Genomic DNA, 24,917 nt, shown 5'->3' on the forward strand with positions numbered 1-24,917 from the left:
GCACGTCACGGTGCGGGACCACCGGAACGCGGGAGGAAGGGACGATGACCGGCCCGTTGTCGCCGGGACCGGGAGTCCCGGGGTGGTCACCGCAGGGAGCCGAAGTGCTCACCGGGTGGCACAAGTCCACGTACAGCGATCCCGACCAGTCGTGCGTCGAGGTCGGCGGAAGTGTCGAGAGATCGCTGGTCGGGGTGTGTGACACGAAGAACCGCACGGCCGGTGCGCTGGTCTTCTCGACCGCGCGTGGCGGGCGTTCACCTCGGATGCCGTCGACAACCGCTTCACCGCGTGAACCCGGTCCGGTGCACGGCCCGTGCGATGTCCGGGCCGTGCGCCGGGCGGGGCGGGTCAGTGGTCGCGGAGGAGGTGGAGGTAGCCGCGGTTGATCGGTTGGCCCAGTGCGACGTCAAGGTTCCACCCGGTGCCCTGAACCGACGCGATCGGACACAGACTGCCGGGCCGTAGGCGACCACAGCTTCTCCGTCGCCGGGTTGGCGAAGGGCTGGGACGCCGTCGTGCAGGCCCCTTGTCCCGCAGGCGTACCGGCAGCCTGGCCGGCGCAGTCGTGTGAACTGCGAGCGGCCCGAGCCGCCGGCCCGCCGGCGCATCAGACGAGTTGGCCGGCGAGCCGCCGGTACAGAGGGCTGGTGCTCAGCAGTTCCTCGTGCCGCCCGGTCGCGACCACGCGTCCCCGGTCGAGTACCGCGATCTGCTCGACGTCGCGCACGGTGGACAGGCGGTGGGCGATCACCACGACGGTGGAACGCCTGGCGACCCGGCGCACGGTGGCGGTCAGCATCGCCTCGTTCTCGGCGTCCATCTGCGCGGTCGGCTCGTCGAGCAACAGCAGTTCGGGGCGGCACAGCAGCGCGCGGGCGATGGCGACGCGTTGTCGCTCGCCGCCGGACAGCCGCACGCCCCGTTCGCCCACCTCGGAGTCCAGCCCTTCGGGCAGCCGCTCGACCAGGTCGGTGAGGTTGGTCGTCCGCAGCACCCGCCACAGCTCGGCCTCGTCCGTGTCCGGCGCGGCGTAGCAGAGGTTGGCACGCAGCGAGCCCCACAGGACGGGCGCTTCCTGCTCGACGTAACCGATCCGGGCCCGCAGCTCGTGGGGGCGGATGCCGCGCAGGTCGCGCCCGTCGAGGGAGATGGTGCCGGAGTCCGGGTCGTAGAATCGTTCGACCAGTGCGAACAGCGTCGACTTGCCCGTGCCGGACGGCCCCACCAGGGCGGTCCTGGAGTACGCCGGCACGGTCAGCGACACCTCCCGCAGCACCGGCCGGTCCTCGGTGTACCCGAACGACACGTCGCTGATCACCAGTTCGGCGGCGCGGGAGGCGGTCGGGTTCGGCGCGGGCGGGCCGTCGTCGGGTTCGCGGGGAAGGTCGAGGACCTCGTGGACCCTGTGCAGGGCGCCCAGGCCGCGCTGCACCGACGCCGCCGCCTGGAGGACCGAGACCAACGGCGCGACCAGCATCGTCAGGTACAGCAGGAACGCGACCAGCTCGCCGAGGGCCAGGGTGCCGCCGGCGACCCTGGCACCCCCGACGCCCAGCACGAGCAGGAACGACCCGTGGGCCGCCGCGGACATGACGGGCGAGACCACCGAGTCCAGTTTCGCCGTGCGGATCCCGGCCCGGTAGGCGGCCTCCGCCCGTGCCTGGATACCGGCCGACTCCCGGCCACGGGCACGGCTGGCCAGCACCGTGCGGATCGCGCCGAGCGCGCGGTCCAGGTCGGCGGTCATCTCGCCGACCCGGTCCTGCGCCTCCTCGGCGGCGGCGCGGATGCCCGACAGCGCCATCCCGACCAGGGTGGCCGCCACCGCCACCACGCCCAGGACGAGCAGGAACATCGCCGGGTCGATCAGGACCATCATGAGCACCGAGCCGGCCAGGCCCACCGCGCCGACCAGCGCCTCGACCACCCCGGAGGACACGACCTCGCGCAGCAGCGCGGTGTCCGTCCCGGCCCGGGCCAGCAGATCGCCCGTCCGCAGCCGGTCGTGCTCGCGCAGGGGCAGGTGGAGCAGGTGGGCGATGAGTCGTCGCCGCAGGTCCAGGACGACGCCCTCGCCGCTGCGCTGGAGGAGGTAGCCCTGCACACCACCGAGGACCGCGCTGCCGAGGAACAGGCCGGCCAGCGCCAGGACGACCCCGGTGGTCGCGCCGCCGAGGTCGTCGATCACCCGCATGACCAGCAGCGGCTGCGCCAGCGACGCGCCGGCGCCGAGCAGCCCGAGCACCAGCGCCGCGAGCAGCCAGGAGCGCTGGGGGCGCAGGTGGCGCAGCAGGGCGCGCAGGCCGTGACCCGCCGGGGGAGGCGCGGTGGGCGCCGGGGAGGGTTGCAGGGCCTCCGCCGCGTCGACCTGGCGCGTGGTCACGAACCGTCACCCCGGGCGCTGGTCGAGTCCAACCGGGCGGCCCGAGCGGGGTGCCCGACGACGGCGACCCGTTGGAGCACCCGGTATCCCATGGTGACGTCGTCGTAGTCGTTGAGCACCGTGCCGTGCAGCTCGGTCCAGGCGTGGAAGCGGTCGGCGGAGGAAACGCCGGCGATCACCCTGCCGATGCACAGCTCCGCCGGGAGTCCCAACGTGGACAGGTAGGCCAGCAGCGCGAGGGAGCGCGGCATGCAGTCGGCGCGCGGCGCCAGGGCGCGGACCACGAGCTGGCACCAGAAGACGTGCCGCCCTGCGAGCCGGACGGCGGTGTCCGGGGGCAGCGACCCGAAGCCGGTCGGTCGGGGCCGCAGCGCACGGAGGTGGCGTTGCGTCGCCGACCAGCCTTGCCTGCGGTAGGTCCGCAGGGCCCACGCGGTGCGTGCCGCCGCGTGCACCCGGTGCCGCAGGGGCACCCGCGGTGGCCGTGCGGCGGCGTCCGCGTCGGCCACGAACAGCTCCCAGTCGACCCCGCTCACCGGTCGCCCCTCGGCGCGGAAGTCACCAGCGCGCGTTGTTCGAGCTGGTCGATCAGCGAGCCGACGCCGGCCCGGACGGTGGCGTCGGTGGCGTCGACGTGGTCGAGCAGGTGGTCGACCACCTCGTCCATCGAGCCGAACCGCAGCGCCGCCCGGAGCATGAGCGTGCCGACCGCGTTCAACCCCAGGTACACGCTCTCGCGGGTGTCGAGGATGACGCCGGCGTCGTCGGTCTCGTCGAACACGACGTGGTCAGCCAATCGCACGAGTGGCAACGTTCTGCCCTTTCTCGGAGGCGGTCTTCCGCGGCGCGTCGTGGCCGCGCAGGAACAGTTCGGTCAGGGCGGAGTTGAGCAGGACCCTGGCGTTGCGGTGCCGGCGGTGGGGGTCCGCAAGCACCTCGGGGACCCGGCGGGGGTCCACGATCCCCCGCCGCACCAAGTGGGAGTCGGGGCCGCCGAGGAGCTCCAGGAACACCCCGGGGCGCGTGGAGGTGTACGCCTTGGGCACGCAGTCCAGCCACACCCGCCCGGTGCGCCGCCACACCGGCGCGGGCAGCCGGGTGGACAGCATGAGCCGCAGCACGGGCTTGCTGATCAGGCGACCGCGGTAGGGCAGGAGCCGGTAGGCGTCGGGCATGCGGTTGGCCAGCCGCTGGATGTCCCGGTTGCCCAGGGGGTTGCACATCACGATGCTGCGGGGCCGCCACACCACGAGGTTCGCGCACATGTCCTTGACGTCGAAGGCCGGCGCCGGGGCGGGTCGGTCGTCCGCCGGTGGCAGGAAGTCCGCGGCCTCCCGGTGCACGCCGCCGGACGAGCCGTCGTTGAGCAGCGAGGTCGACTTCCTGAGGCTGTCGAGCAGGCGGGGCAGTTCCCAGTGCGAGGACACCAGTCCTGCGCCGAGCACGGCCTTCTCCCGCAGGCGCAGGTCGCCGAACAGGACGTCGCGTGGCCCGTAGGTCAGCGGCCCGAACCGCAGGTCGCCGTCCCGGCCCCAGACCAGGCGCGTGATGCCGTCCTGCCGGACCCGGTCGGCGAGCTGCTCCAGCCAGCGGACGCCGTAGTTGAGGTACGGGTGGGGCAGGCGCCCGGTGGGCAGGAAGTCGTCCAGGTAGTCGGTGCGCAGCAGCACCAGCGGCACCGACAGGTGCTCGCAGACCATCCGGGCGTACGCCGACTCGTCGGCCAGCGGGTCGTCCAGCAGCACGTGGTAGACCACGACGTCCACGCCGGCCTCGACGAAGGCGGTCAGCACGGCGGCCGAGTCCAGCCCGCCGCTGAGCATCAGGCCGACCCGGCCGACGCCGACGTAGGACCGGGCCTCGCGCAGCAGGAGGTCGTAGGCGAGTTCCGCGTACTCCGGCAACGTGGTGCGCCGGGGCAGCGGCAGCGGGGGCACCTCGTCGAACCGCGCGGCGGTCGTGCGGTGCTCGTCGACCACGACCACCTCACCGGGCTCGACCGCGGTCAGGCCGTCGTAGATGAACACGTCGTCCCCGTGACAGCACCGCAGCAGCGACTCGTCGTCGAACTCCCGTGCACCGGGGTCGAGCAGGTCGGTGGGGTCGGTCGACCACCGGACGGAGCGGTGGTCCCGCCGGTACAGCAGCGCTTCGGTGCTCTCGGCGTTGCGGAACAGGAACACCTTCCGGGGGGTCACCAGGCAGCCGCACAGCTCGCCGGGCACGTCGGCCAGCTCGGCGTGGCGGCCCTGCTCCAGCGCCACCGCGATGCGCCGAGCCCACGCGTCGGTGACCGGCCCCTTCACCGGTCCTGACAGCAGGAGGTAGCTGTCCTCGGCCACCCGGATCGGCTCCTGCGGCGCACCGGGGCGGCTGCGCTGCACCGCGTCGACCTCGGCGGTGCCGAACACCAGGCTGCCGGAGCAGCCGAGGTGGTCGGCGATCAGTGGAGAACCCACACCCATGTCCTTCCCGTGCGAGGTGGTGTCGGCTGCGGCTCGCCGCCACCCCGTTCGCGGGGTGGCGGCGAGCACCCGGGTCAGGTCAGACGATCCGCCTGTGGGTGGTCAGCGGGTTGTCCCACGTGAATCCGTCCCTCAGCCAGCCGGTGAGCTCCTCGACGGACCCCAGCGTCGTGATGGTGGGTTCCTCGTAGGTGTACTTCGTGATCTTCACGGTTCCCTGCCTTCCGCGTCTGTCGTCCCGCTGATGCCGGGACGTGTGGACTGGGCAACCGGGAGCCTGGGGCACAGCGCTTCGACGAAGCTTTGACGCGCCTTTCGCGATGCTTGAGCGGGCCGGCCGTCCAGGCTCGACGGGCCTCACGGCGGAGGTCGAAGGGGCGCGCGGCAGGGGCGCGAACAGGCGAAGACACGCGGGGGCGCGTGGAAAGAGCGCGGGACGCGACGAGGGCACGCGGCGCGGGACGCGAAGCAGCGCGCAGGGCAAGGGAACGCGGCGGAGGGGAGGAGCCCGAGCGGGCCGATCGGCTCAGGAGCCGTGTTCCGCCAGGTGCCCCCGGACGCGGGCGACGTCGGCGGCGCGCCGCTGGGCCCGGTAGAGGTCCACGGCCTGCGTCCAGGCACGCCGGGCCTCGGCGTGGTGGCCCAGGGCGGCGTGGGTCTGGCCGAGCCGGTCGAGCGTGTCGGCTTCCTGGTAGGTGTTGCCCACGCGCCGGAACAGCGCCAGGGTGCGGCGGTAGTGGCGCAGCGCGTCGGCGTACCGGCCGGTCTGGTGGGCGATGTAGCCGAGGCTGTCCCCGGTGGCCGCTTCGCCGTCGACGTCCCGCTGCCGACGGTTGAGCGCCAATGCCTGCTCGCACAACGCGCGCGCGTTGGCGTGGTCGCCCAGCTGGGCGTGGTGCCAGCCCGCCTGGTTTAGCGCGCGGGCCTCGCCCACCGGGTCGGCGAGCAGCCGGTACAGGCGGAGCGCGTGGGTGGCGTGCGCCAACGCGGCGCGGTGGTCGCCCTGGAGCTCGTACGTCCACGCGAGCGAGTGGTGGGTGTGGGCTTGGCTCCGCACGTCCCCGGAGCGCTCGGCCAGGGCGAGCGCCCGGCGGATCTGGTCCCGGGCTTCCCCCAGCCGGTGGGCGCGCATGAACGCGTCGCCGAGCCAGCGGTGCGCCTGGGAGGCCATGGCGGGTTCGCTGAGCCGCTGCGCGGCACGCAGCCCCGCCCGCCAGGTGGCGATCTGGCTGTGCAGGTGGCCCTGCCTGCGCTGGAAGGTGTGCAGCGTCGCGGCGAGCTGCCACACCTCGCGGTGCCGGCCGCGGGTGTCGGCCCACTCCAGGGCGGCGAGCAGGCAGGGGTGCTCGACGGTGAACCACTCTGTCGCGGCGGCGGGGTCGGCGAGCGGCAGCGGGTCGCAGCCCGGCTCCGGCGGGCCGAGCTCGACCCGCGGGCGGTGGGGCTCCAGCAGGTGGTCGCCCGCGGCGGCGGTGTGCACGTAGAACCCGATCAACCGCCGGTGCGCCGCGTCGAGGGCGGTCGGAGGTCGGCGGCGGGCGCGTTCGGTGGCGTACAGCCGGACGAGGTCGTGCATCCGATAGCGGCCCGGTCGGTGCTGCTGGACCAGGTGCGCCCGCTCCAGCCGCTCGAGGTGGTCGAGGGTGGCGGTCAGCGGCAGGCCGGCCAGCGCCGCGGCGGCGGGCAGACCGATGTCCGGTCCCGGTGCGGAACCGAGCAGCTCGAACAGCTCGGCGGCCGGGCCCAGGGAGTTGTAGGAGCCGGCGAACACCGCGCGCAGGTCGGCGGACAGCTCGCCGGCGTCCAGCGCGTCGAGCCGGTCGCGATCCCGGCGCAGCTCCTCGGCCAGCACGGCCAGCGGGAACGTCGGGTGGGCCGCCGCCCGCGCCGCCAGTATCCGCAGCGCCAAGGGCAGGCCCGCGCACCGGTCGAGCAGTTCGCCCACGGCGTCCGGTTCGGCGGCCGCGCGGTGTTCGCCGAGGTGGCGGACGAGCAGCTCGCGCGCGTCGGGCGGGCTGAGCACGTCCAGCGTGAGCGGTTGCGCGTCGTGCCCGGTGATCAGGCCGGGCAGTCGGTGCCGGCTGGTGACCAGGACGGTGCTGTGCGGGCTGCCGGGCAACAGCGGGACGACCTGGTTGGTGTCGTGGGCGTTGTCCAGCAGGATGAGCATGCGCTTGTCGGCGACCAGGCTCCGGTACAGCCCTTCCTGCGCCTCGGGTTCGGCGGGGATGGCGGCGGGGTCGACCTGGAAGGCGTCGAGAAAGCCGCGCAGCGCCGTCTCGGGCGGCGTCGGCGCCGAGCTGGGGTCGAAGCCTCGCAGGTTGACGTAGAGCTGGCCGTCCGGGAACCGGTCGGTGTTGCGGTGCGCCCAGTGCAGGGCCAACCAGGTCTTGCCGACCCCGCCCCCGCCGCCGATCACCGAGATCACCACCGTGCCGCCCGGGGCCGCGTCGTGGTCCAGGGCGGCGGTCAGCTCGGCCAGCTCGCGCGTCCGCCCGGTGAAGGTCCGGGGCGGGGCGGGCAGTTGACGGGGGACCGGCGTCGGCGCGGTGGCGGCGGCGACCCGCCTGGCCGGGGTCGACAGGTCGGGGTGCGCGGCCAGGATGCGCTGGTGCAGGGATCGGAGCGGCTGGCTGGGGTTGGCTCCCAGCTCGTCGGCCAGGTGGTGCCGGGTCCTCTCGTAGTGCCGCAACGCGTCGGCCTGCCGTCCGCTGCGGTAGAGCGCGAGCATGAACAGGCCGGCCAGGCGCTCGTCGAGGGGGTGCGTGGCGACGAGGTCGGCCAGGTCGGTGAGCAGTTCCGCGTGCTGCCCGTTGCGGAGCCGGATGTCGGAGAGGTCGAGCCGCGCGCGGTACCGCTCGTCCTCCAGCGCGGTGCGGACCGAATTGAGCCACGCGGTGTCCAGCGAGCCGAACGGCTGGCCCCGCCACAGGTCGAGGGCCCGGCTGAACAGGCCGGCGGCGCGGGTGTCGTCGTCGGTGGCCCGCGCCTGTCCGATGAGGTCGCGGAACAGGTGCAGGTCCACCGCGGCCGTGTCCACCGAGATCTGGTAGCCGTCCGACCGGCGGGTGATCGCGACGCCACGGGCCCCGGCCAGGGCGCGACGCAGCAGGCTGATGTAGGTCTGCACGGCGTTGGCCGGCCGGGCGGGCAGTCGATGTTCGCCCCACACGCGCTCGACCAGTCGGTCGACGGGCACCGCGTGGTTGGCGTCCACCAACAACGCGGCCAGCACCGCGCGTTGGCGCGTGTGACCGATGTCGACGTTTTCCCCCGCGATCAGCACTTGCACATCGTCCAGAAGACGGAATTCCACCGTTGTCGTTCCACCCCTTGGTCGCCACCCCTTGCCGCATGTCTATCCAGTGTGACGGGGCGATTTCAACGGGGTACCTGTAATTTGCATCATTCGGCTCGTCGTGCTGCTCCGGACGCATGAACAACGCGGGCGGGTCGACGTCCGAATGGTTCGATTCCAGTCAGGTTCGAATGTGCTTCGGGTTGCCGACGCGTTCGTGGACCTGGTCGATGAGGTCGACGGTGGCCGGGATCGCGGGTTCACATTTCGGCATTGCGAATTCGGGCCCGTCGCTCCGGGTCTTCGACCGGCGTTGCACGGGTGAATCGGCCGGCGGTCGCCACGCCGATGGTCACCCGAACCGGCCGGGGCCGTCGCCCAGGCGCGGAGGGGGCCCATGACGAAGGCGGCGCGGGCGTCGGTCTTCGCACGGCCGGGACAGAGCTCGGCGATGCGACGCATGGCCAGGCCGGGCATGGGCCACTTGGTGGTCGGGAGCGCGGGCCACCGCGACCGGCACAGCGCCCCGGTCGTGGCCGCCTGGTCGACCACCACCAACGGCGGCCCGTTGGCCGCGAGCTTGTCGAACAGCGCCCGCAACCTGGGTTTGCCGTTCGCTGACGGCTGTGGCGCACACCATCCGATGCCGCCCCCGTCGGTCATCGTACGAGGCGTGGATATCCGGCGAATTCGTGGGAGCGGACCGTGGAAGCAAACCGGGAGCCGTCGAACGCGTTCAACGGTGTCGGGCCGCGTGCAACGGCTCTCAATGTTCTTCATTGTCCGGGCTTCGTTCGCGTTACCTGGCTGGAGACCTACGGCTTCCACGTGATCCGGACCGGCCAGGCGCCGGACGGCCCGACGCTGTGGGGCAGCTGGCGAAACCCTTGCTGACGATGGATCGACCTGCCGTTGTCAGGTTCGAAGGCTGATGAACATCTCCACCGTCTGCAGCCGGCCATCGCCCGGCGACCAACCGGGGCCCGGGACGGCCGTGGAGATGCCCGACACCGCCCTGGTGTCGATCGGTTCGCACGGCACGAGGTGGTTCGCGATGCCGCCGCGCCGCGCCGCCCAAGCGGGTTTCGAAGACGACCGTGACCGGCACGGAGTCGCCCATCGACAAGGAAGGTCGTGCCCGCGCCGAATGGCGCAATCCGGTCCTGAGATGTTCCATACGCGATTTATGCGGACAGTTCGGTCCGTATTCGTCGTATCTCCGTTTCACCGTATGGCGGAGCGCCGGTCCCCGGTGGAGGCGAGCCGAATGGCCGTCACCCGGAAAGCGCATTTACGGCCCGATCGGGAGACGGCTAGCTTGAGTGCCCCGAGAAACCGCTTCAATCGCCCGATGGTGAGGACGCAGATGGAAACACGTAAAAGACAGCCGCACTCCCGACTGGGCCGACTCGCCGCCGTCGTGATCGCGACCGCCGCGCTGGTGGTGACCGGCCCCGGAGCGCACGCCGACACCGAAGCCCTCAGCCTCGGCACGGCCGCGCTGTCCGCGCACACCCCTGACGCCTCCGTGCAGACCACGGCCACGGTGTCCAAAGGTGCCTGGTCCTGCACATTGAGCGCAACCCTCCCCAACCGCTGGTACGGCGGCTCTGGCGGCGGCGAACAGGCCTTCGGCAACCTGAACTGCACCCACGTCATGCCCGAGATCTACATCGCGGTCGGCCTCTACCGCAACGGCAACCTGGTTGCCGCCACCGACAGCCACAAGTTCTCCGCGGCGTTCGTCAACGCATTCCCCTCCGCGTCGCCGCACGTGTCGGCGACCTACGAGAGCGGCGCCATCGGCGCCGTCCTTTGGCCCGACAACACCGTCACCCAGATCCAGCAGATCTATAGCCCCGCCATTTCTCTCTGAGCGGTTGTTCCCGGGTTGTTTGGGTCGGGTGGGTCGGCGGGTGGTAATATGGATCATGGACTGGCGGGCCATGGCCTCGTGGTGGTGCGGGAGTCGTTCGTAGTCGCGGGCGCAGCGGCGGTGGCTGGTGATCCAGGCAAGACTTCGTTCGACCACCCACCTTCTGGGCAGCGCGGTGAAGTACGGCACGTGCGGACGTCGCACGATCTCCACCAGCAGACCCAGGGTGTCCACCACGATGTGGAGCTTGCGGCCGGCGACCTTCTTCCCGCCGTCCCAACCCCGAGTGGCCCGGCCGACGGCGGCAGCCACGCGCATCGACTGCGAGTCCACGACCGCCGCCGACCTCCGCGGGCCCGCCGATAGCCCTCGATCTTTCCCGACTCCAACGCGGCCACCACCCGCAACCGCGACACCTCACGCTCCGCAGGCCGTAATTGGTGCGCACCCCCGACCTCGATCACGAGCGATCAACCTGGAGGAAGACGATCACTTTCGACTCGATGACCACCCGGCCCGGGGGCAAGCCCACTGGGCGTCGGATCGAGGACCTGCGGGGCGGCTCAGTCGGTGAAGACGGGGACGATGCTGTAGCTGCTGTGGTGCCACGACTCGGTCGGGAAGCCGCCGTCGTAGCTGTAGACACCCGCCGAAACCGGGAGCCGGAACGGGTCGGACACGACTTCGCCGCTGAACTGCCACTCGGTCGACTGGTAGGGCAGGCCCTCGGTCGAGTACGACACGACGTAGCGTTCACCGGGGACGACTTGCGTGTTCCGCGGCATCGGCAGCGAAGTCCGGAAGCCGTACGTCGGGACGTCGGTCACGTCGGCGAGCACGTCACCCGTCGAGTTCCACAGCCGCACGCGGACCGGCGTCGGAGGATTGCCGGGCCGGGTGAGTTCCACGTCGGTGATCACCCCGGGTCGGTTCACCTCGAAGACCAGGCCCAGTTCGACCGGTGAAGGGTCGGCGTCCACGGTGGGGTACACGTCGGCGACGAAAGGTCGGCACCCGATCCCGCACCAGGCGGGGCTTGCGGTCGGCGGTCCGCCGACATGCACGACGTGGGTCCGCGGGTCCCCGGTGCGTCCGTCATCGTGCCCACGCGCAGTGATCCCGAGATCGCCTCGACGGTGGGCGTGTAGAAGTACTGCCAGTTGGATGCAGGACCCGGCTTGTCCACGTAGTCACAGGTCTCGCCACCGTCGAACCCGTGCGGACAGCAACATCTGGATCCGCTCGCCGGTAGAAGCGAACACCTGTGTGATCGCCTGCCGCCGCTCCCCGCTACACCACTGCCGCGAATTGCTGCACCCGCCCGCGCCACGTCCGCCGACAGCCCACCGCCGCTGCGCCACTCGGATCGGCGACGGGCCGGCCGATGATGCTCAGTCGTCGGGTCGAGGCGACGACCCCGAGGGCCGCGGCGGTGTCCACGATGCGGGTGTTCGCGCCTCGCCGGCGGTCTGGGGCCGGAGCACGCGGGCGTAGGGTGGTGGGAATGCGGATCGGCGAGTTGTCCAGGCGCACGGGCGTCAGTCCGCGCTCACTGCGGTACTACGAGGAGCAGGGTTTGCTGACCAGTTCGCGTTCCGGCGCGGGGCAGCGCCACTATTCCGATGCCGAGGTCCAGCGGGTGTCGCTCATCCGGCGGTTGTTCGAGGCGGGTATGTCCAGCCGGGTGATCGCGACGGTGTTGCCGTGCGTGGACGTTCCCGGTGACCCGGGTGTCGCCGAGGAGACGTTCACGGCGATGATGCGCGAGCGCGAGCGGATCGATGCGGAAATCGCGCAGTTGGTCGAGACGCGGGATGCGCTCGACGTGCTGATCGAGGCCAACAGCAGGCATCGGGCGGAGTTGTCCACGACCCGGGAACCGGCGGCACGGTCGGCTTGATGCTGTGACCCGCGCCTCAGCGGCTTGCCCCTGACATCGATGTGAGGGGCGAGGCTGGCGACAGCGCCCGGAATCGCCGGGGCGGTCGTCACGAGGAGGCGGAAGATGGGTCAGGCGTGGGGTTTCGGCAGGTATGGCGGGCCCGAGGTGCAGGAGTTCTTCGATCGTCCCGATCCCGTACCCGGCCGCGGCGAGGTGCTGGTCCGGGTCGACGTCGCCGGCGTGAACCCCCTCGACCACCTCCTGCGCTCGGGCCTGGTCCCCGGGCTCGACGGCGGGCGTCCCTTCCCCCGGGTGCTGGGCATGGAGGCAGCGGGAACCGTCCTCGCCCCGGGCGAGGACGTCGACGGGCTCGAGGTCGGCGACGCGGTCTTCGGCTTCGCGCTCACCGGTGGCGGCACCTACGCCGAGACGACGGTGCTGTCCGCGCCGAACACCGCGCGCATCCCGGCGGGCCTGTCCGCGACCGTGGCGGCGACGCTGCCGGTGGCCGGGACGACCGCGGTGGACGCGCTCGACCAGCTCGGCCTCCCGGCCGGCGCCACGGTCCTGGTCAACGGGGTCGGGGGTGGGGTCGGCCTCGCCGTCGCCCGGCTGGCCGTCGCGCGCGGGCTGCGGGTGATCGGCACCGGGAGCACCGCCAAGCGCGAGCACGCCGAGGCCGTCGGGGTGCGGTTCGTCGACTACACCGCCGAGGATGTCGTCGCCGTGACGCGCGAGCTGGTCCCGGACGGTGTGGACGGGATCGTCGACCTGGCCGGAGGCACCTCGCTGCGGACGGTCGCCCCGCTGGCCCGGGAGGCCCGCAACGTCATCGCCGTGGGTGACATGTCGGTGCCCGACCTCGGTGGGCGTTTCGTCGAGCGGCGCCTCGACCGCGAGAACCTGGAGCGGTCCGCCCGGCTGGCCCTCGACGGAGTCCTCGCACCCGTGATCACCGCGGTCCACCCGCTCTCCGATGCCCCGGCCGCCCTCGCCACCGTGGAGAACGGTCACGCCGCGGGGAAAGTCGTCATCAAGGTGGCATGAGAACCGCCCGGCGGTGTTCGGGAACCGATGTGGGGCGACGTCGAGGTCCGGGGCCGCCGAACCCGACGGTGTGTCTAGTGGCCGCCTGCGTCCATGACCAACAGCATCAGCGACAGCAGCAGTTGCAGCACGCCGACGCACGTGCCGGCGGCGGCGGTCCAGTCGATGCGGTATTCCGTTTTGGTGGTCATGGACCGCACGCCGCACGCCACCGCGCCCAGCGCCAGGACGGGGCCGCCCAACGGGATCGGCCAGCTGAGCAGCGCCAGGCACAGTGAGACCGGACCGAGCCAGGCGTCCTTGCCGGGGCGGTCCTTCGCGGGGAGTTGCCGCATCATGTGGTCCATGGTGCCCGTGACCGGACGGCGTCCGGACGCGGGACGGCGCATCCGAGGGAGGTTCGGCTCCCCGATTCCCGTTGCACCCGTGTGGGTGGTTTGGGTCCGCCGCGGCCTGGCGGGGGCGTTAGGTTTCCCGGTGTGAAGCGCTCCGGGTGGGTTGTCGTCCTCGCTCTGCTGGCCGGATTGCTGGTGCCCGTGCCGGCGGTGGCGGCCGTTCGGACGCCGGCGGAGTGCGCCGCCGCGCTCGACTGCACGGCCGCCCAGATCGACCGGTTGGACATGGCGCAGCGGCTGGAGTTCCTGCGACTGGTGCAGAGCGGTCACGCGGCCGGGCTCGGCGCGTCCGACCGGTGGCGCAACATCGAAGGCGTCCTCGCGTTCTTCCGCGACCGGGGGCTGGGCGCGCCGGGCACGTGGGTCTCGCACGTCGACGCGGCGATCCTGGAAGGGATCGAGCGGGGGGTCGCGCTCGCGCTCGGCCGTTCGACGGACGGGTTCGGCAACCCCGGCTCCGCCCGCTGGGCGGACTACCTGACCAGGCTGGACCGGGGCGAGCTGACCGCGCGCAACGTGCACGACCGGGCGTGGGGCGAGGCCGAGCAGGCGTCGACCGACCACGGCGTCGCGGTGGCCGAGCAGGTGCACGGCCTGAAGCCCACCGCGGTGGAGCGCCGGTTCTTCCTGTTCTCCGAGTTCTACCGGTGGGCGCTGCGCAGCCGTCCGGTGGTGCTGGACCTGCTGCTGGTCTACGCCGTGGTGCTGAACCCGGTGCTGGTGCTGCGGCGGGTGCCGTTCGTGGACTGGTTCACCGACGTGCGCGAGTCGGCCCCGTCGCGCAAGGGCTCGGAGATCGCCTACGCCTACGCCCAGCTCGACCCGGTCACCGGCGGGTTCAGCACGGTCGACCTGCTGCTCGCCTACATCCCGGAGCTGTTCGAGGAGTTCCAGGCGACCCGTTAGCGGCCGATCACGGCTCCTCTCGCCGCGACAGCCCCCGGCCCGGTGGCGGCGATCGTGGCGTGGGGCAGGCCGGTGCCCGCGCACGTGTGACGGCCCGCCTCGCGGCCGCACCGGTCAGGGCGCGACGCCGTGGCTCCCGGTGGCACCCGGTCGGGTGACCGGTGCGGGTGCGACGTCCGCGGGTCCGGGTGACGATGGCCGCGGCACACCGGTGACGGACGCGGGGCGGTGAGGGGCTTGCGGGCAGCGCCTTCCACCGACAGCCGCGCAGCCACCACCGGTCGGCGGGCGTTGATGCTCGGCCTGGCCACCGCGGGGTTCGCGGTGAACTTCTGGGCGTGGGCGCTGCTGAGCCCGTTGGGCCCGCTGCTGCAGGACGACCTCGGCCTGACCTCGTTCCAGCAGGCGCTCGTGGTCGCGGTGCCGGTGATCGTGGGGTCGCTCGGCCGGATCCCGGTGGGCGCGCTGACCGACCGGTTCGGCGGGCGGGTGATGTTCCCGCTGGTGTCGGCCGCGACGATCGTGCCGGTGCTGTTCCTCGGCCTGGCCGGCACCACCTCGGCGGCCGGGCTGCTGGTCGGCGGGTTCTTCCTCGGGCTGGGCGGCACGGCGTTCGCGGTCGGGGTGCCGTTCGTCAACGTCTGGTTCCCGCCCGAGCGGCGCGGGCTCGCGATCGGCATCTTCGGCGTGGGCATGGGCGGCACCGCGATCAGCGCCCTGACCACGGTCGAGCTGGTGGACCGCGGTGGCGTGGCGACGCCGTTCCTGGTCACGGCGGCGGTGCTCGCGGTCTACGCGGTGCTCGCGGCCCTGCTGCTGCGGGACGCGCCGGACCGCACCGTGCCGACCGGGTCGATGGCCCGCCGGCTCGTGGACACCGCGAAGCTGCCGGTCACGTGGCAGGCGTCGGCGTTGTACGCGGTGGCGTTCGGCGGGTTCGTCGCCTTCTCGGTGTACCTGCCCGCGTACCTGAAGACGGCCTACGGGCTCCAGCAGGCGGACGCGGCCAACCGGATGGCCGGGTTCGTGCTGCTCGCGGTGGTGATGCGGCCGGTGGGCGGCTGGCTGTCCGACCGGCTCGGCGCGGTGCGGGTGCTGGTGGCGTGCCTGGCGGTGGTGGCGGTGGGCGCGGTGGTCCAGGCGTTCACCCCCGACCTCGCGCCGCTGGGCACGATCGCGTTCCTGTCCATGGCCGCCGCGCTCGGCGCGGGCAGCGGGGCGGTGTTCGCGCTGGTCGCGCTGCTCGCCCCGGCGAACAAGGTCGGCGCGGTCACCGGAGTGGTCGGGGCGGCGGGCGGCCTGGGCGGGTTCGTCCCGCCCCTGGTGATGGGCGCGCTGTACGGCGCGCTGTCGTCCTACGCGCTCGGCCTCGCCGCGCTGGCGGTGGTCGCGCTCGCGGCGCTCGGGTTCACCTCGACGGTGGTGCGCCGCGCCGTGCACGGCCACCGGCGGTGAGGGGAGCGCGACGATGGCGGGACTCGACAGCGGACTGACCGACGCCCTGGTGCGGACCCGGCGCTTCTTCACCCGCGCCGAGGTCTCCCCGGACCTGCGGACGCTCCACCGGATCGGCGGCCGGCAGGCCGACGGGTTCTACCGGGACCGGTGGAGCCACGACGCGGTGGTGCGCTCGACGCACGGGGTGAACTGCACCGGGTCGTGCTCGTGGAAGGTCTACGTCAAGGACGGGATCATCACCTGGGAGGCGCAGGAGACCGACTACCCCTCGGTGGGTCCCGACCGGCCGGAGTACGAGCCGCGCGGCTGCCCGCGGGGCGCGGCGTTCTCCTGGTACACGTACTCGCCCACGCGGGTGCGCTACCCGTACGTGCGCGGTGTGCTGCTGGAGCTGTACCGGGAGGCCAAGGCCCGCACCGGCGACCCCGTGCTCGCCTGGGCCGAAATCGTGGGCGACCCCGAGCGGGCCCGGCGGTACAAGGCGGCCCGCGGCAGGGGCGGGCTGGTGCGGGCGTCCTGGGACGAGGCGGTGGAGCTGGTCGCGGCCGCGCACGTGCACACGATCAAGGAGCACGGCCCGGACCGGGTCGCCGGCTTCTCGCCGATCCCGGCCATGTCGATGGTGTCGCACGCGTCGGGCGCGCGGTTCGTGTCGCTGGTGGGCGGCGCGATGCTGTCGTTCTACGACTGGTACGCCGACCTGCCGGTGGCCAGCCCGCAGGTGTTCGGCGACCAGACCGACGTGCCGGAGTCGGGGGACTGGTGGGACGCCGGCTACCTGATCATGTGGGGCTCCAACCTGCCGGTCACCCGCACGCCGGACGCGCACTGGATGGCCGAGGCGCGCTACCGGGGGCAGAAGGTCGTCGCCGTGTCCCCGGACTACGCCGACAACGTCAAGTTCGCCGACGAGTGGCTGGCCGCCCGGCCCGGCACCGACGGCGCGCTGGCCATGGCCATGGGGCACGTGATCCTGCGCGAGTTCTTCGTCGAGAGGACCACCCCGTACTTCACCGACTACGTCAAGCGCTACACCGACCTGCCGTTCCTGGTCCGCCTGGACGGGCACGGCGACGTGGTCCGGCCGGGGAAGTTCCTCACCGCCGCCGACCTGGCCGACCACGCCGACGAGGAGCACGCGGCGTTCAAGACCGTCCTGCTCGACTCGGCCACGGGCGGGCCGGTGGTGCCGGGCGGGTCGCTCGGGTTCCGCTTCGGCGAGGCCGGCGCGGGCCGCTGGAACCTCGACCTGGGCGACGTCGACCCGCTGCTGTCCGTGCCGTCCGGCGCGTCGGTGCTGGTCGAGCTGCCGCGGTTCGACGCGCCGGACGGCACGGCGACGACCGTGCACCGGGCCGTGCCGGTGCGGCACGTGGGCGGGCACCTGGTCACCACGGTGTTCGACCTGCTGCTGGCGCAGTACGGCGTGCGGCGCGGCGACCTGCCCGGCGAGTGGCCCGACGGCTACGACGACGCGGAGCAGCCGTGCACGCCCGCGTGGCAGGAGGCGATCACCGGCGTGCCGGCGGCGGCCGCGGCCCGCATCGCCCGCGAGTTCGCCGCGAACGCCGAGGAGTCGCGCGGCCGATCCATGATCATCATGGGGGCGGGGACGAACCACTGGTTCCACTCCGACACCATCTACCGCGCCTTCCTCGCGCTGACCACGCTCACCGGCTGCCAGGGCCGCAACGGCGGAGGGTGGGCGCACTACGTCGGCCAGGAGAAGTGCCGCCCGGTCACCGGCTGGTCCCAGTTGGCGTCCGCCCTGGACTGGGCGCGCCCGCCGCGGCAGATGGTCCAGACCGCCTACTGGTACCTGCACACCGACCAGTTCCGCTACGACGCGTTCGGCGCGGACGCCCTGGCCGCGGCCGGCTCCGGCGGGCGGTTCGCGGGCCGGACGACGGCGGACGTGATCGCCCAGTCCGCGCGGATGGGCTGGATGCCGTCCTACCCGACGTTCGACCGCAACCCCCTCGACCTGGCCGACGAGGCGGAACGCGCGGGCGTCCCGGCGGGGGAGCACGTCGTCGCGGAGCTGAAGGCCGGGCGGCTGCGGTTCTCCTGCGAGGACCCGGACGCGCCGGAGAACTTCCCGCGCGTGCTGAGCGTCTGGCGGGCCAACCTGCTCGGCTCGTCCGGCAAGGGCGACGAGTACTTCCTCAAGCACCTGCTGGGCGCCGACCACTCGCTGCGCGCGGAGGAGGCGCCGCCGGGGGCGCGGCCGAGGGACGTGGTGTGGCGGGAGGAGGCGCCGGTGGGCAAGCTCGACCTGCTGCTGTCGCTGGACTTCCGGATGACCAGCACCACCGTGTTCTCCGACGTGGTGCTGCCCGCGGCGACCTGGTACGAGAAGCACGACCTCAACACCACCGACATGCACCCGTTCGTGCACTCGTTCAACCCGGCGATCGCGCCGCCCTGGCAGACCCGCACGGACTGGGCCGCGTTCCAGGCCATCGCCGAGTCCTTCAGCCGGCTCGCCGCGACGCACCTCGGCGTGCGCAAGGACGTCGTGGCGACGCCGCTGATGCACGACACCCCCGACGAGCTGGCCACCCCGCACGGCGTGGTGCGCGACTGGAAGGCCGGCGAGTGCGAGCCGGTGCCGGGCGTCACCATGCCCCGCATCACCGTGGTGGAGCGCGACTACACCGCCGTCGCGGCCAAGATGGGCGCGCTGGGGCCGCTGGTGGACGAGCTGGGCGTGACCACCAAGGGCGTGACCTTCCGCGTCGAGCGGGAGGTGGAGCTGCTGCGACAGCGCAACGGCGCCGTCCGCGGCGGCCCGGCCGACGGCCGCCCGTCGCTGGTCCGTGACGTGCACGCGTGCGAGGCGATCCTGGCGCTGTCCGGCACCACCAACGGCCGCCTGGCCACGCAGGGCTTCCGCACCCTGGAGCGGCGCACCGGCACGCCGTTGGCGGACCTGGCCGCCGAGCACGAGGGCAAGCTGATCACGTTCGCCGACACGCGGTCCGCCCCGGTGCCGGTGATCACCTCGCCCGAGTGGTCCGGCTCCGAGGCCGGCGGGCGGCGGTACTCGCCGTTCACCATCAACGTGGAGCGCCTCAAGCCCTGGCACACCCTCACCGGCCGCCAGCACTTCTACCTCGACCACGACTGGATGGCCGAGCTGGGCGAGCAGCTGCCGGTGTTCCGGCCGCCGCTGGACATGCACGCGCTGTTCGGCGAACCGGTCGTGGGCGAGCAAGGCGAACCGGGCATCGCCGTCCGGTACCTGACCCCGCACTCGAAGTGGTCCATCCACTCCGAGTACCAGGACAACCTGTTCATGTTGAGCCTGTCGCGCGGCGGCCAGACCATCTGGATGTCCACGCAGGACGCGGCGCGGATCGGCGTGGCGGACAACGACTGGATCGAGGCCGTCAACCGCAACGGCGTCGTGGTGGCCCGGGCCGTCGTGTCGCACCGGATGCCCGAGGGCACCGTCTACATGCACCACGCGCAGGACCGGCTGATCGACGTGCCGCGCGCCGAGGCGTCCGGCAGGCGCGGCGGCATCCACAACTCGCTGACCCGGTTGCTGGTCAAGCCGTCGCACCTGATCGGCGGCTACGCGCAGCTGTCGTTCGCGTTCAACTACCTCGGCCCGACCGGCAACCAGCGCGACGAGGTCACCGTCATCCGTCGGCGCAGCCAGGAGGTGGCGTACTGATGCGCGTCATGGCCCAGATGGCGATGGTGATGAACCTCGACAAGTGCATCGGCTGCCACACCTGCTCGGTCACGTGCAAGCAGGCGTGGACGAACCGCTCGGGCGTGGAGTACGTCTGGTTCAACAACGTCGAGACCCGCCCCGGCCAGGGCTACCCGCGCACCTACGAGGACCAGGAGCGGTGGCGCGGCGGCTGGGCGCTCACCCGGCGCGGCAGGCTCCGGCTCAAGGGCGGCGGGCGGCTGCGCAAGCTGCTCACCATCTTCAGCAACCCGAAGATGCCCGCCCTGGACGACTACTACGAGCCCTGGACCTACGACTACGAGAACCTCACCGACGCGCCGCTCCAGGAGCACACCCCGGTCGCCCGGCCGCGGTCGTTGATCAGCGGCGAGCCGACCCGGATCACGTGGTCGGCCAACTGGGACGACGACCTCGGCGGCGCGCCCGACCACGGCGACCGCGACCCGCTGCTCAAGGGCATCGAGGACAAGGTCAGGTTCGAGTTCGAGCGGACGTTCATGTTCTACCTGCCGCGCATCTGCGAGCACTGCCTGAACCCCTCGTGCGCCGCGTCGTGCCCCTCGGGCGCGATCTACAAGCGCGCCGAGGACGGCATCGTGCTCGTGGACCAGGACCGGTGCCGGGGCTGGCGGATGTGCGTGTCCGGTTGCCCGTACAAGAAGGTGTACTTCAACCACCGCACCGGCAAGGCCGAGAAGTGCACGTTCTGCTTCCCCCGGGTCGAGGTCGGCATCCCGACCGTGTGCGCGGAGACCTGCGTGGGCCGCCTGCGCTACATCGGCCTGGTCCTCTACGACGCCGACAAGGTGCTGGAGGCCGCGTCCGTCCCGGACGACCGGGACCTCTGCGAGGCGCAACGGCGGGTGTTCCTGGACCCGCACGACCCCGTCGTGGTCCGGGCCGCCGAGCAGGTCGGGATCCCGGCGGACTGGATCGAGGCGGCGCAGCGGTCACCCGTGTACGCGCTGATCAACCGGTACCGGGTGGCGTTGCCGCTGCACCCGGAGTACCGCACGCTGCCGATGGTCTGGTACGTCCCGCCGCTGTCCCCGGTGGTCGACGTGGTGCGCGACACCGGCCACGACGCCGAGGACCACGGCAACCTGTTTGCCGCCGTGGAGGCGCTGCGCATCCCCGTGGAGTACCTGGCGCGGCTGTTCACCGCGGGCGACGTCGGCCCGGTCGACGCGGTGCTCCGGCGGCTGGCCGCCATGCGCGCCTACATGCGCGACATCAACCTCGGCCGGGAGCCGCGGGAGGAGGTCGCGGCCTCGGTCGGCATGACCGGGCGGGAGGTCTACGACCTGTACCGGCTGCTCGCGCTGGCCAAGTACGACGAGCGCTACGTCATCCCGCCCGCGCACGCCGAGCAGGCGCACGGCCTGGAGGAGTTGGCCACCGGGTGCAGCCTGGACTACGAGGGCGGCCCCGGCATGGGCGGCTCCGGCCCGTTCGGCGAGGGCTCCGGCGGCACCTCGCCGATCGCGGTCGAGAACTTCCGCATGCTCCGCGACCGGCAGACCACCGACACCCTCGCCGCCCCGGTCGACAAGGGCAGCCGGGTCAACCTCCTCAACTGGGACGGCAAGGGCCGCCCGGAAGGGCTGTTCCCGCCGAAGGACCGGCCGTGACCCTCACCGACGCGCAGCGCGCGACCGCGTGGCAGGTCCAGTCCCTGCTGCTGGGCTACCCCGACGAGCAGTCGTTCGCGCGGCTGCCCCTGCTGCGGGCTGCGACCCGGACGTTGCCCGCGCCGCTCGCCAAGCCGCTGGACGCGTTCCTCGACCACATGGCGACCACGTCCCCGACCGACCTGGCCGCCGCGTACGTGGCGACCTTCGACCACCGCAAGCGGTTCAGCCCCTACCTGACCTACTTCGCCTACGGCGACACCCGCAAGCGCGGCCTGGCGCTGCTGCGGTTCAAGCACGCCTACCGGGCCGCCGGCCTGGAGCTGGGCGACGGCGAGCTGCCCGACCACCTGGCCGTGGTGCTGGAGTTCGCCGCCTCGGGCGACCAGGCGGTCGGCCTGCGGCTGATGACCGAGCACCGCGCCGGGCTGGAGCTGATCCGCGTCGGCCTGCGGGAGGCCGGCTCGCCGTGGGCGCACGTCCTGGAGTCGGTGTCGGCCACCCTGCCGCCCCTGGGCCGCCGCGAGCACGACGAGATCGCCCGGCTGGCCGCCGCCGGACCGCCCGAGGAGGAGGTCGGCCTGGCCCCGTTCGCCCCGCCCGAGTACCTGCCCCCACCTCGCGGAGGTCGCCGATGACCGGGGTGAGCACGCTGGACGTCATGCTGTGGGTCGTCGTGCCGTACGTGGCCATCGCGGTGTTCGTGATCGGCCACGTGTGGCGCTACCGGTACGACAAGTTCGGCTGGACCACCCGGTCCTCCCAGCTCTACGAGAGCAGGCTGCTGCGCCTGGGCAGCCCGCTGTTCCACTTCGGCATCCTGGTCGTGGCCGTCGGTCACGTCGTGGGCCTGCTCGTGCCCAAGTCGTGGACGGAGGCGGTCGGGATCGGCGAGACCGCCTACCACGCGGTCGCGGTCGGGCTCGGCGTCGTGGCCGGGGTGTGCACGCTGGCGGGCGCGGCGATCCTGGTCTACCGGCGGCGCACCGTCGGTCCGGTGTTCTCCGCCACCACCCGCAACGACAAGGTCATGTACGTGCTGCTGGTCGGCACGATCCTGCTCGGCCTCGGCACGACCGCGCTGGGCAACCTCACCGACCACCCGCACGACTACCGCGAGTCCGTGTCGCCCTGGTTCCGCTCCCTCTTCTCCTTCCGGCCCGAGCCGGAGCTGATGGCCGCCGCGCCGCTCGGCTTCCGGCTGCACGCGCTCGCCGCGTGGGCGCTGTTCGCGTTCTGGCCGTTCAGCCGGCTCGTGCACGTGTTCTCGATGCCGCTGGGCTACCTCACCCGCCCCTACATCGTCTACCGCAGCCGGGACGAGGGGCTGGGCAACCGGCCGCCCCGGCGCGGGTGGGAACGGGTGCGGTAGCCGTGCTCAGGGGTTGGCGGCGAGCATCAACGGGCAGCCGGCGACCTGCGGGCACTTGACCAGCTGCGGGCAGCCGCACGCCAGCGTCGAGTTCAGGGTGTCCAGCCACGCCTGGCGCTCTTCGATCTCGCGCTGGATGCAGGCGCGGCGGCGGGCGGCGATCTCCTGCCACGACCCGCCCGACTCCTCCGCCTCGTCCAGCAGCGAGGCGATCTCGGTCAGGCTGAAGCCGATGTTCTGGCACGTGCGGATCATGGACAGGCGGTCGAGCACGTCGCGCGGGTAGTGCCGCTTGCCCCGGATCTTGGAGCCTTCCTCGATGAGGCCGACCCGCTCGTAGTAGCGCAGCGCGGACGAGGCGACGCCCGATGCCTTGGCCACTTGGTCGATCGGCAGCAGGTCTCCGGTCATGGTCGTCCCCCTGGTCGGTCGGCCCGGCAGACCTGCCGTGCGGCTCGGCGGGGTCGATCTGTCGGTGCCGGCGGATCTCGAACGGTGCGCGGCGGCACGGGAGCGGGCCGTCCCGCCGACGGTGGTGGGTCGACGTGCGGCGCGAGCCGCATGCGCCCCGGTGTCCGTGACGTGGGTCACACAAGAACCTCCTTGAGGTTGGTCCTGCTCCAAGGCATAGGTTCGGTGCTGCGACGACATCGTCCGACGCCGGATCGATCATCGTGTGGCTCCGTTCGGCGGACGGTGCGGACTCCCGAAGGCCCGGCCCTTGCCGGCGGTCGGAACACGCGCAGCGGCCGGCTCGGCGGCTCGTCCCCGAGCGCGCCGGCCGGCCTGTTCGAACTGCTCGCCGCCGGCCCCGCGGTCCGGCGGACGCCCGGTCAGTCGATGCGGGCGGTGATGGCCAGGCGGTTGAAGGCGTTGACCACGGCGACCAGCCACACGACCTGCTGCGTCACCGGCGCGCCGAGTTCGGCGATGGCGGCGTCGAGGACGTCTTCGTCCACATGGGTGTCGGCGACGTGCGTGACCGACTCGGCCAGCGCGAAGACGCGGCGCTCGCGCTCGGTGAACGCGGCGTGCTGCTGCCACTGCCCCACGTTGTCGACGCGTTCCGCGGTCTCGCCCGCCTGCAGGGCCTTCTCGGTGTGCATGCGCACGCAGTAGGTGCACCCGTTGATCTGCGAGCAGCGGAGCTTGATCAGTTCGATGAGGCCGAGCGGCAGGTCGGCGTCGTCGTCGATGGCCTTGGACAGCGCGCTCATCGCGGCGAAACCCGGGCCTGCGAACGGGTCGAGCTTGGGCATTCTTCCTCCATCGTCGGGGTCGTGGGACGGCGGCGGTGCCACCGGGAGGGGGGAGCCCGGTGACACCGCCGCCAGGGGCGGTCGGGTGCGTGCCTCGGTCAGTCGCCGCCGCGCTGCCCGAACTTGACCTGTTCGACCGCCTTGTCGGAGGTGCCGCAGCCGCAGTTGTCGCCGCAGCCGCCGGTGGTGGCTTGGGGTGGGGTGAGGGGGATGATCTTCGGTGCGGCGGGGGTTTGGGCTTTGGTGCCGCAGCCGCAGTCGTCGCCGCAGCCGCCGCCGTCGTCGGGGGTGAGGGCTTGGACCACGGGGAGTTCGAAGGCGGGCCGGGGCAGGGTGGCGGAGTGGGTCACGGTGGCCTTTCGGGGCGGGGTGACGGTGGTGGTGTGGTTGGTGTTCTTCCCGCCGCGCAGGAGGCGTAGGCCGTTGGCGATGATGACGAGGGCGAAGGCTTCGTTGGCGAGCACGCCCTGGGTGAGGTTGAACGCGCCGATGAGTGCGGCGATCACGAGTGCGGCGATGACGACCAGGGAGACGGCGACGTTCTGGGCGATGATCCGGTTGGCCCGCCGGGCCAGCCGCACCGTGTAGGGCAGTTTGGACAGGTCGTCGGACATGAGGGCGACGTCGGCGGTTTCCATGGCGACGTCGGTGCCCGCCGCGCCCATCACGACGGCGACGTTGGAGGTGGCGAGGGCGGGGGCGTCGTTGACGCCGTCGCCGACCATGGCGACGGTGCCGTGGCGTTGGCGCAGTGTGGTGATGGCGGCGCTCTTGTCGGCGGGCATGAGCTGCGCCCGCACGCTGTCGATGCCGAGCTGGTCGGCGATCGACCGCGCCACCCGCTCCCGGTCGCCGGTGAGCATGGTGGTGTGGGTGACGCCGAGCGACCGCAGTTCCGCGACGGCGGCCTTGGCTTCGGGTCGTAGTTCGTCGGCGACGCCGAGCAGGCCGATCAGCGCGCCGTCCGCGGTGACGGCGACGGGGGTCGCGCCGGCTTGTTCGATCGAGGCCAGGGCGGTGGCGGCGGAGGGGTCGTTGCCGTAGTCGCCGACGCGGCCGACGGTGATGCGGCGGCCGTCGACGACGGCTTCGGCCCCGGTGCCGGGTTGGATGGTCACGTTGTCCGCGGGCCGGACCTCCACGCCCCGGTCGCGGGCGGCGTGGACGACGGCTTCGGCGATGGGGTGGGTGGCGGCGGCCTCGACGGCGGCGGCCAGGCGCAGCAGTTCCTCGTCG

Annotated in this window: 21 protein-coding genes and 2 pseudogenes; 10 read left to right on the plus strand and 13 right to left on the minus strand. The window is 72.5% G+C overall.

The features are described from left to right. The first annotated feature begins 44 nt into the window (after positions 1–44). Complete coding sequence (locus ACWEFJ_RS19310; RefSeq protein ID WP_449714555.1) at positions 45–389, plus strand: DUF397 domain-containing protein; 345 nt, start codon at positions 45–47, stop codon at positions 387–389. Positions 390–610: 221 nt separating this feature from the next. Here ACWEFJ_RS19310 and ACWEFJ_RS19315 read toward each other — a convergent pair whose 3' ends face one another. The 7 genes and pseudogenes from ACWEFJ_RS19315 to ACWEFJ_RS19345 form a co-directional block, all read right to left on the minus strand. Then, positions 611–2,386: an ABC transporter ATP-binding protein gene (locus ACWEFJ_RS19315; RefSeq protein WP_449714556.1), complete on the minus strand. Its 1,776-nt coding sequence runs from the start codon at positions 2,384–2,386 to the stop codon at positions 611–613. Next, positions 2,383–2,922 (minus strand): lasso peptide biosynthesis B2 protein, encoded by a 540-nt coding sequence (locus ACWEFJ_RS19320; RefSeq protein WP_449714557.1) that lies wholly within the window; start codon positions 2,920–2,922, stop codon positions 2,383–2,385. Before ACWEFJ_RS19320 ends, ACWEFJ_RS19315 begins: the two co-directional genes overlap by 4 nt. Then, the gene (locus ACWEFJ_RS19325; protein ID WP_449714558.1) at positions 2,919–3,188 is read right to left on the minus strand and encodes a PqqD family protein; all 270 of its coding nucleotides are present in this window, start codon (positions 3,186–3,188) and stop codon (positions 2,919–2,921) included. The genes ACWEFJ_RS19320 and ACWEFJ_RS19325 overlap by 4 nt, the downstream gene beginning before the upstream one ends. Further along, on the minus strand, positions 3,175–4,845 hold the full coding sequence (locus ACWEFJ_RS19330) for an asparagine synthase-related protein (protein WP_449714559.1): 1,671 nt from the start codon (positions 4,843–4,845) through the stop codon (positions 3,175–3,177). The genes ACWEFJ_RS19325 and ACWEFJ_RS19330 overlap by 14 nt, the downstream gene beginning before the upstream one ends. Before the next feature lie 85 nt (positions 4,846–4,930). Beyond that, positions 4,931–5,062, minus strand: coding sequence for a hypothetical protein (locus ACWEFJ_RS19335; protein ID WP_378086221.1), 132 nt, complete (start codon positions 5,060–5,062; stop codon positions 4,931–4,933). 315 nt (positions 5,063–5,377) lie between these two features. Further along, a complete protein-coding gene (locus tag ACWEFJ_RS19340) occupies positions 5,378–8,137 on the minus strand; it encodes a BTAD domain-containing putative transcriptional regulator (protein ID WP_449714560.1) in 2,760 nt (919 codons plus the stop codon). Between the two features lie 408 nt (positions 8,138–8,545). Then, positions 8,546–8,764 (minus strand): annotated as a pseudogene (locus tag ACWEFJ_RS19345) (IS110 family transposase); the annotation flags it as partial. A gap of 736 nt (positions 8,765–9,500) precedes the next feature. Between ACWEFJ_RS19345 and ACWEFJ_RS19350 the strand changes: the two are divergent. Then, positions 9,501–10,025 (plus strand): hypothetical protein, encoded by a 525-nt coding sequence (locus ACWEFJ_RS19350; protein ID WP_449714561.1) that lies wholly within the window; start codon positions 9,501–9,503, stop codon positions 10,023–10,025. Positions 10,026–10,238: 213 nt separating this feature from the next. Here the strand turns inward: ACWEFJ_RS19350 and ACWEFJ_RS19355 are convergent. Both ACWEFJ_RS19355 and ACWEFJ_RS19360 read right to left on the minus strand, forming a co-directional pair. Beyond that, a pseudogene (locus ACWEFJ_RS19355) lies at positions 10,239–10,364 on the minus strand (transposase); the annotation flags it as partial. A 224-nt stretch (positions 10,365–10,588) separates the two neighbouring features. After that, positions 10,589–11,017, minus strand: a complete 429-nt coding sequence (locus ACWEFJ_RS19360) for a DUF4082 domain-containing protein (protein WP_449714562.1) — start codon at positions 11,015–11,017, stop codon at positions 10,589–10,591. 512 nt (positions 11,018–11,529) lie between these two features. Between ACWEFJ_RS19360 and ACWEFJ_RS19365 the strand changes: the two genes are divergently transcribed. Together ACWEFJ_RS19365 and ACWEFJ_RS19370 are read left to right on the plus strand one after the other, a co-directional pair. Beyond that, a complete protein-coding gene (locus ACWEFJ_RS19365; protein ID WP_449714563.1) occupies positions 11,530–11,925 on the plus strand; it encodes a MerR family transcriptional regulator in 396 nt (131 codons plus the stop codon). Positions 11,926–12,030: 105 nt separating this feature from the next. Then, entirely contained in the window at positions 12,031–12,954 is a 924-nt protein-coding gene (locus tag ACWEFJ_RS19370) for an NADP-dependent oxidoreductase (protein WP_449714564.1), read from the plus strand. Positions 12,955–13,028: 74 nt separating this feature from the next. On the opposite strand, the gene ACWEFJ_RS19375 is transcribed toward ACWEFJ_RS19370, so the two are convergent. Continuing rightward, positions 13,029–13,292 (minus strand): hypothetical protein, encoded by a 264-nt coding sequence (locus ACWEFJ_RS19375; RefSeq protein WP_378096794.1) that lies wholly within the window; start codon positions 13,290–13,292, stop codon positions 13,029–13,031. A 141-nt stretch (positions 13,293–13,433) separates the two neighbouring features. On the opposite strand from ACWEFJ_RS19375, the gene ACWEFJ_RS19380 reads away from it, so the two are divergent. The 6 genes from ACWEFJ_RS19380 (at position 13,434) to narI (ending at position 22,422) form a co-directional block, all read left to right on the plus strand. After that, positions 13,434–14,255, plus strand: coding sequence for a hypothetical protein (locus ACWEFJ_RS19380; protein WP_449714565.1), 822 nt, complete (start codon positions 13,434–13,436; stop codon positions 14,253–14,255). 294 nt (positions 14,256–14,549) lie between these two features. Continuing rightward, positions 14,550–15,710, plus strand: coding sequence for an MFS transporter (locus ACWEFJ_RS19385; RefSeq protein WP_378096809.1), 1,161 nt, complete (start codon positions 14,550–14,552; stop codon positions 15,708–15,710). Positions 15,711–15,723: 13 nt separating this feature from the next. Further along, entirely contained in the window at positions 15,724–19,395 is a 3,672-nt protein-coding gene (locus ACWEFJ_RS19390; protein WP_449714566.1) for a nitrate reductase subunit alpha, read from the plus strand. Then, on the plus strand, positions 19,395–21,050 hold the full coding sequence (gene narH / locus ACWEFJ_RS19395) for a nitrate reductase subunit beta (protein WP_378096785.1): 1,656 nt from the start codon (positions 19,395–19,397) through the stop codon (positions 21,048–21,050). Before ACWEFJ_RS19390 ends, narH begins: the two co-directional genes overlap by 1 nt. Beyond that, complete coding sequence (narJ, locus tag ACWEFJ_RS19400) at positions 21,047–21,688, plus strand: nitrate reductase molybdenum cofactor assembly chaperone (protein ID WP_449714567.1); 642 nt, start codon at positions 21,047–21,049, stop codon at positions 21,686–21,688. The genes narH and narJ overlap by 4 nt, the downstream gene beginning before the upstream one ends. Beyond that, positions 21,685–22,422 carry a respiratory nitrate reductase subunit gamma gene (gene narI, locus ACWEFJ_RS19405; RefSeq protein ID WP_378096779.1) on the plus strand — a complete coding sequence of 246 codons (738 nt, stop codon included), beginning with the start codon at positions 21,685–21,687 and terminating at the stop codon, positions 22,420–22,422. The genes narJ and narI overlap by 4 nt, the downstream gene beginning before the upstream one ends. Positions 22,423–22,428: 6 nt before the next feature. On the opposite strand, the gene ACWEFJ_RS19410 is transcribed toward narI, so the two are convergent. From ACWEFJ_RS19410 to ACWEFJ_RS19420, 3 genes are all read right to left on the minus strand, one after another. Continuing rightward, entirely contained in the window at positions 22,429–22,833 is a 405-nt protein-coding gene (locus ACWEFJ_RS19410) for a MerR family transcriptional regulator (protein WP_378096776.1), read from the minus strand. 422 nt (positions 22,834–23,255) lie between these two features. Then, a complete protein-coding gene (locus tag ACWEFJ_RS19415; protein ID WP_378094269.1) occupies positions 23,256–23,681 on the minus strand; it encodes a carboxymuconolactone decarboxylase family protein in 426 nt (141 codons plus the stop codon). Positions 23,682–23,779: 98 nt separating this feature from the next. Continuing rightward, a partial coding sequence (locus tag ACWEFJ_RS19420; RefSeq protein ID WP_449714568.1) for a heavy metal translocating P-type ATPase occupies positions 23,780–24,917 on the minus strand: 1,138 nt, incomplete at its 5' end.

It is taken from the genome of Actinosynnema sp. NPDC004786 (assembly GCF_053601135.1).

What these genes read in the sequence shown, in the direction of transcription:
- ACWEFJ_RS19375 (WP_378096794.1), bottom strand. Translation starts at nt 13,292, where the DNA reads ATGATGCGGCAACTCCCCGCGAAGGACCGCCCCGGCAAGGACGCCTGG.
- ACWEFJ_RS19370 (WP_449714564.1), top strand. Translation starts at nt 12,031, where the DNA reads ATGGGTCAGGCGTGGGGTTTCGGCAGGTATGGCGGGCCCGAGGTGCAG.
- ACWEFJ_RS19385 (WP_378096809.1), top strand. Translation starts at nt 14,550, where the DNA reads ATGCTCGGCCTGGCCACCGCGGGGTTCGCGGTGAACTTCTGGGCGTGG.
- ACWEFJ_RS19410 (WP_378096776.1), bottom strand. Translation starts at nt 22,833, where the DNA reads ATGACCGGAGACCTGCTGCCGATCGACCAAGTGGCCAAGGCATCGGGC.
- narH (WP_378096785.1), top strand. Translation starts at nt 19,395, where the DNA reads ATGCGCGTCATGGCCCAGATGGCGATGGTGATGAACCTCGACAAGTGC.
- ACWEFJ_RS19415 (WP_378094269.1), bottom strand. Translation starts at nt 23,681, where the DNA reads ATGCCCAAGCTCGACCCGTTCGCAGGCCCGGGTTTCGCCGCGATGAGC.
- ACWEFJ_RS19310 (WP_449714555.1), top strand. Translation starts at nt 45, where the DNA reads ATGACCGGCCCGTTGTCGCCGGGACCGGGAGTCCCGGGGTGGTCACCG.
- ACWEFJ_RS19365 (WP_449714563.1), top strand. Translation starts at nt 11,530, where the DNA reads ATGCGGATCGGCGAGTTGTCCAGGCGCACGGGCGTCAGTCCGCGCTCA.
- ACWEFJ_RS19390 (WP_449714566.1), top strand. Translation starts at nt 15,724, where the DNA reads ATGGCGGGACTCGACAGCGGACTGACCGACGCCCTGGTGCGGACCCGG.
- narI (WP_378096779.1), top strand. Translation starts at nt 21,685, where the DNA reads ATGACCGGGGTGAGCACGCTGGACGTCATGCTGTGGGTCGTCGTGCCG.
- ACWEFJ_RS19350 (WP_449714561.1), top strand. Translation starts at nt 9,501, where the DNA reads ATGGTGAGGACGCAGATGGAAACACGTAAAAGACAGCCGCACTCCCGA.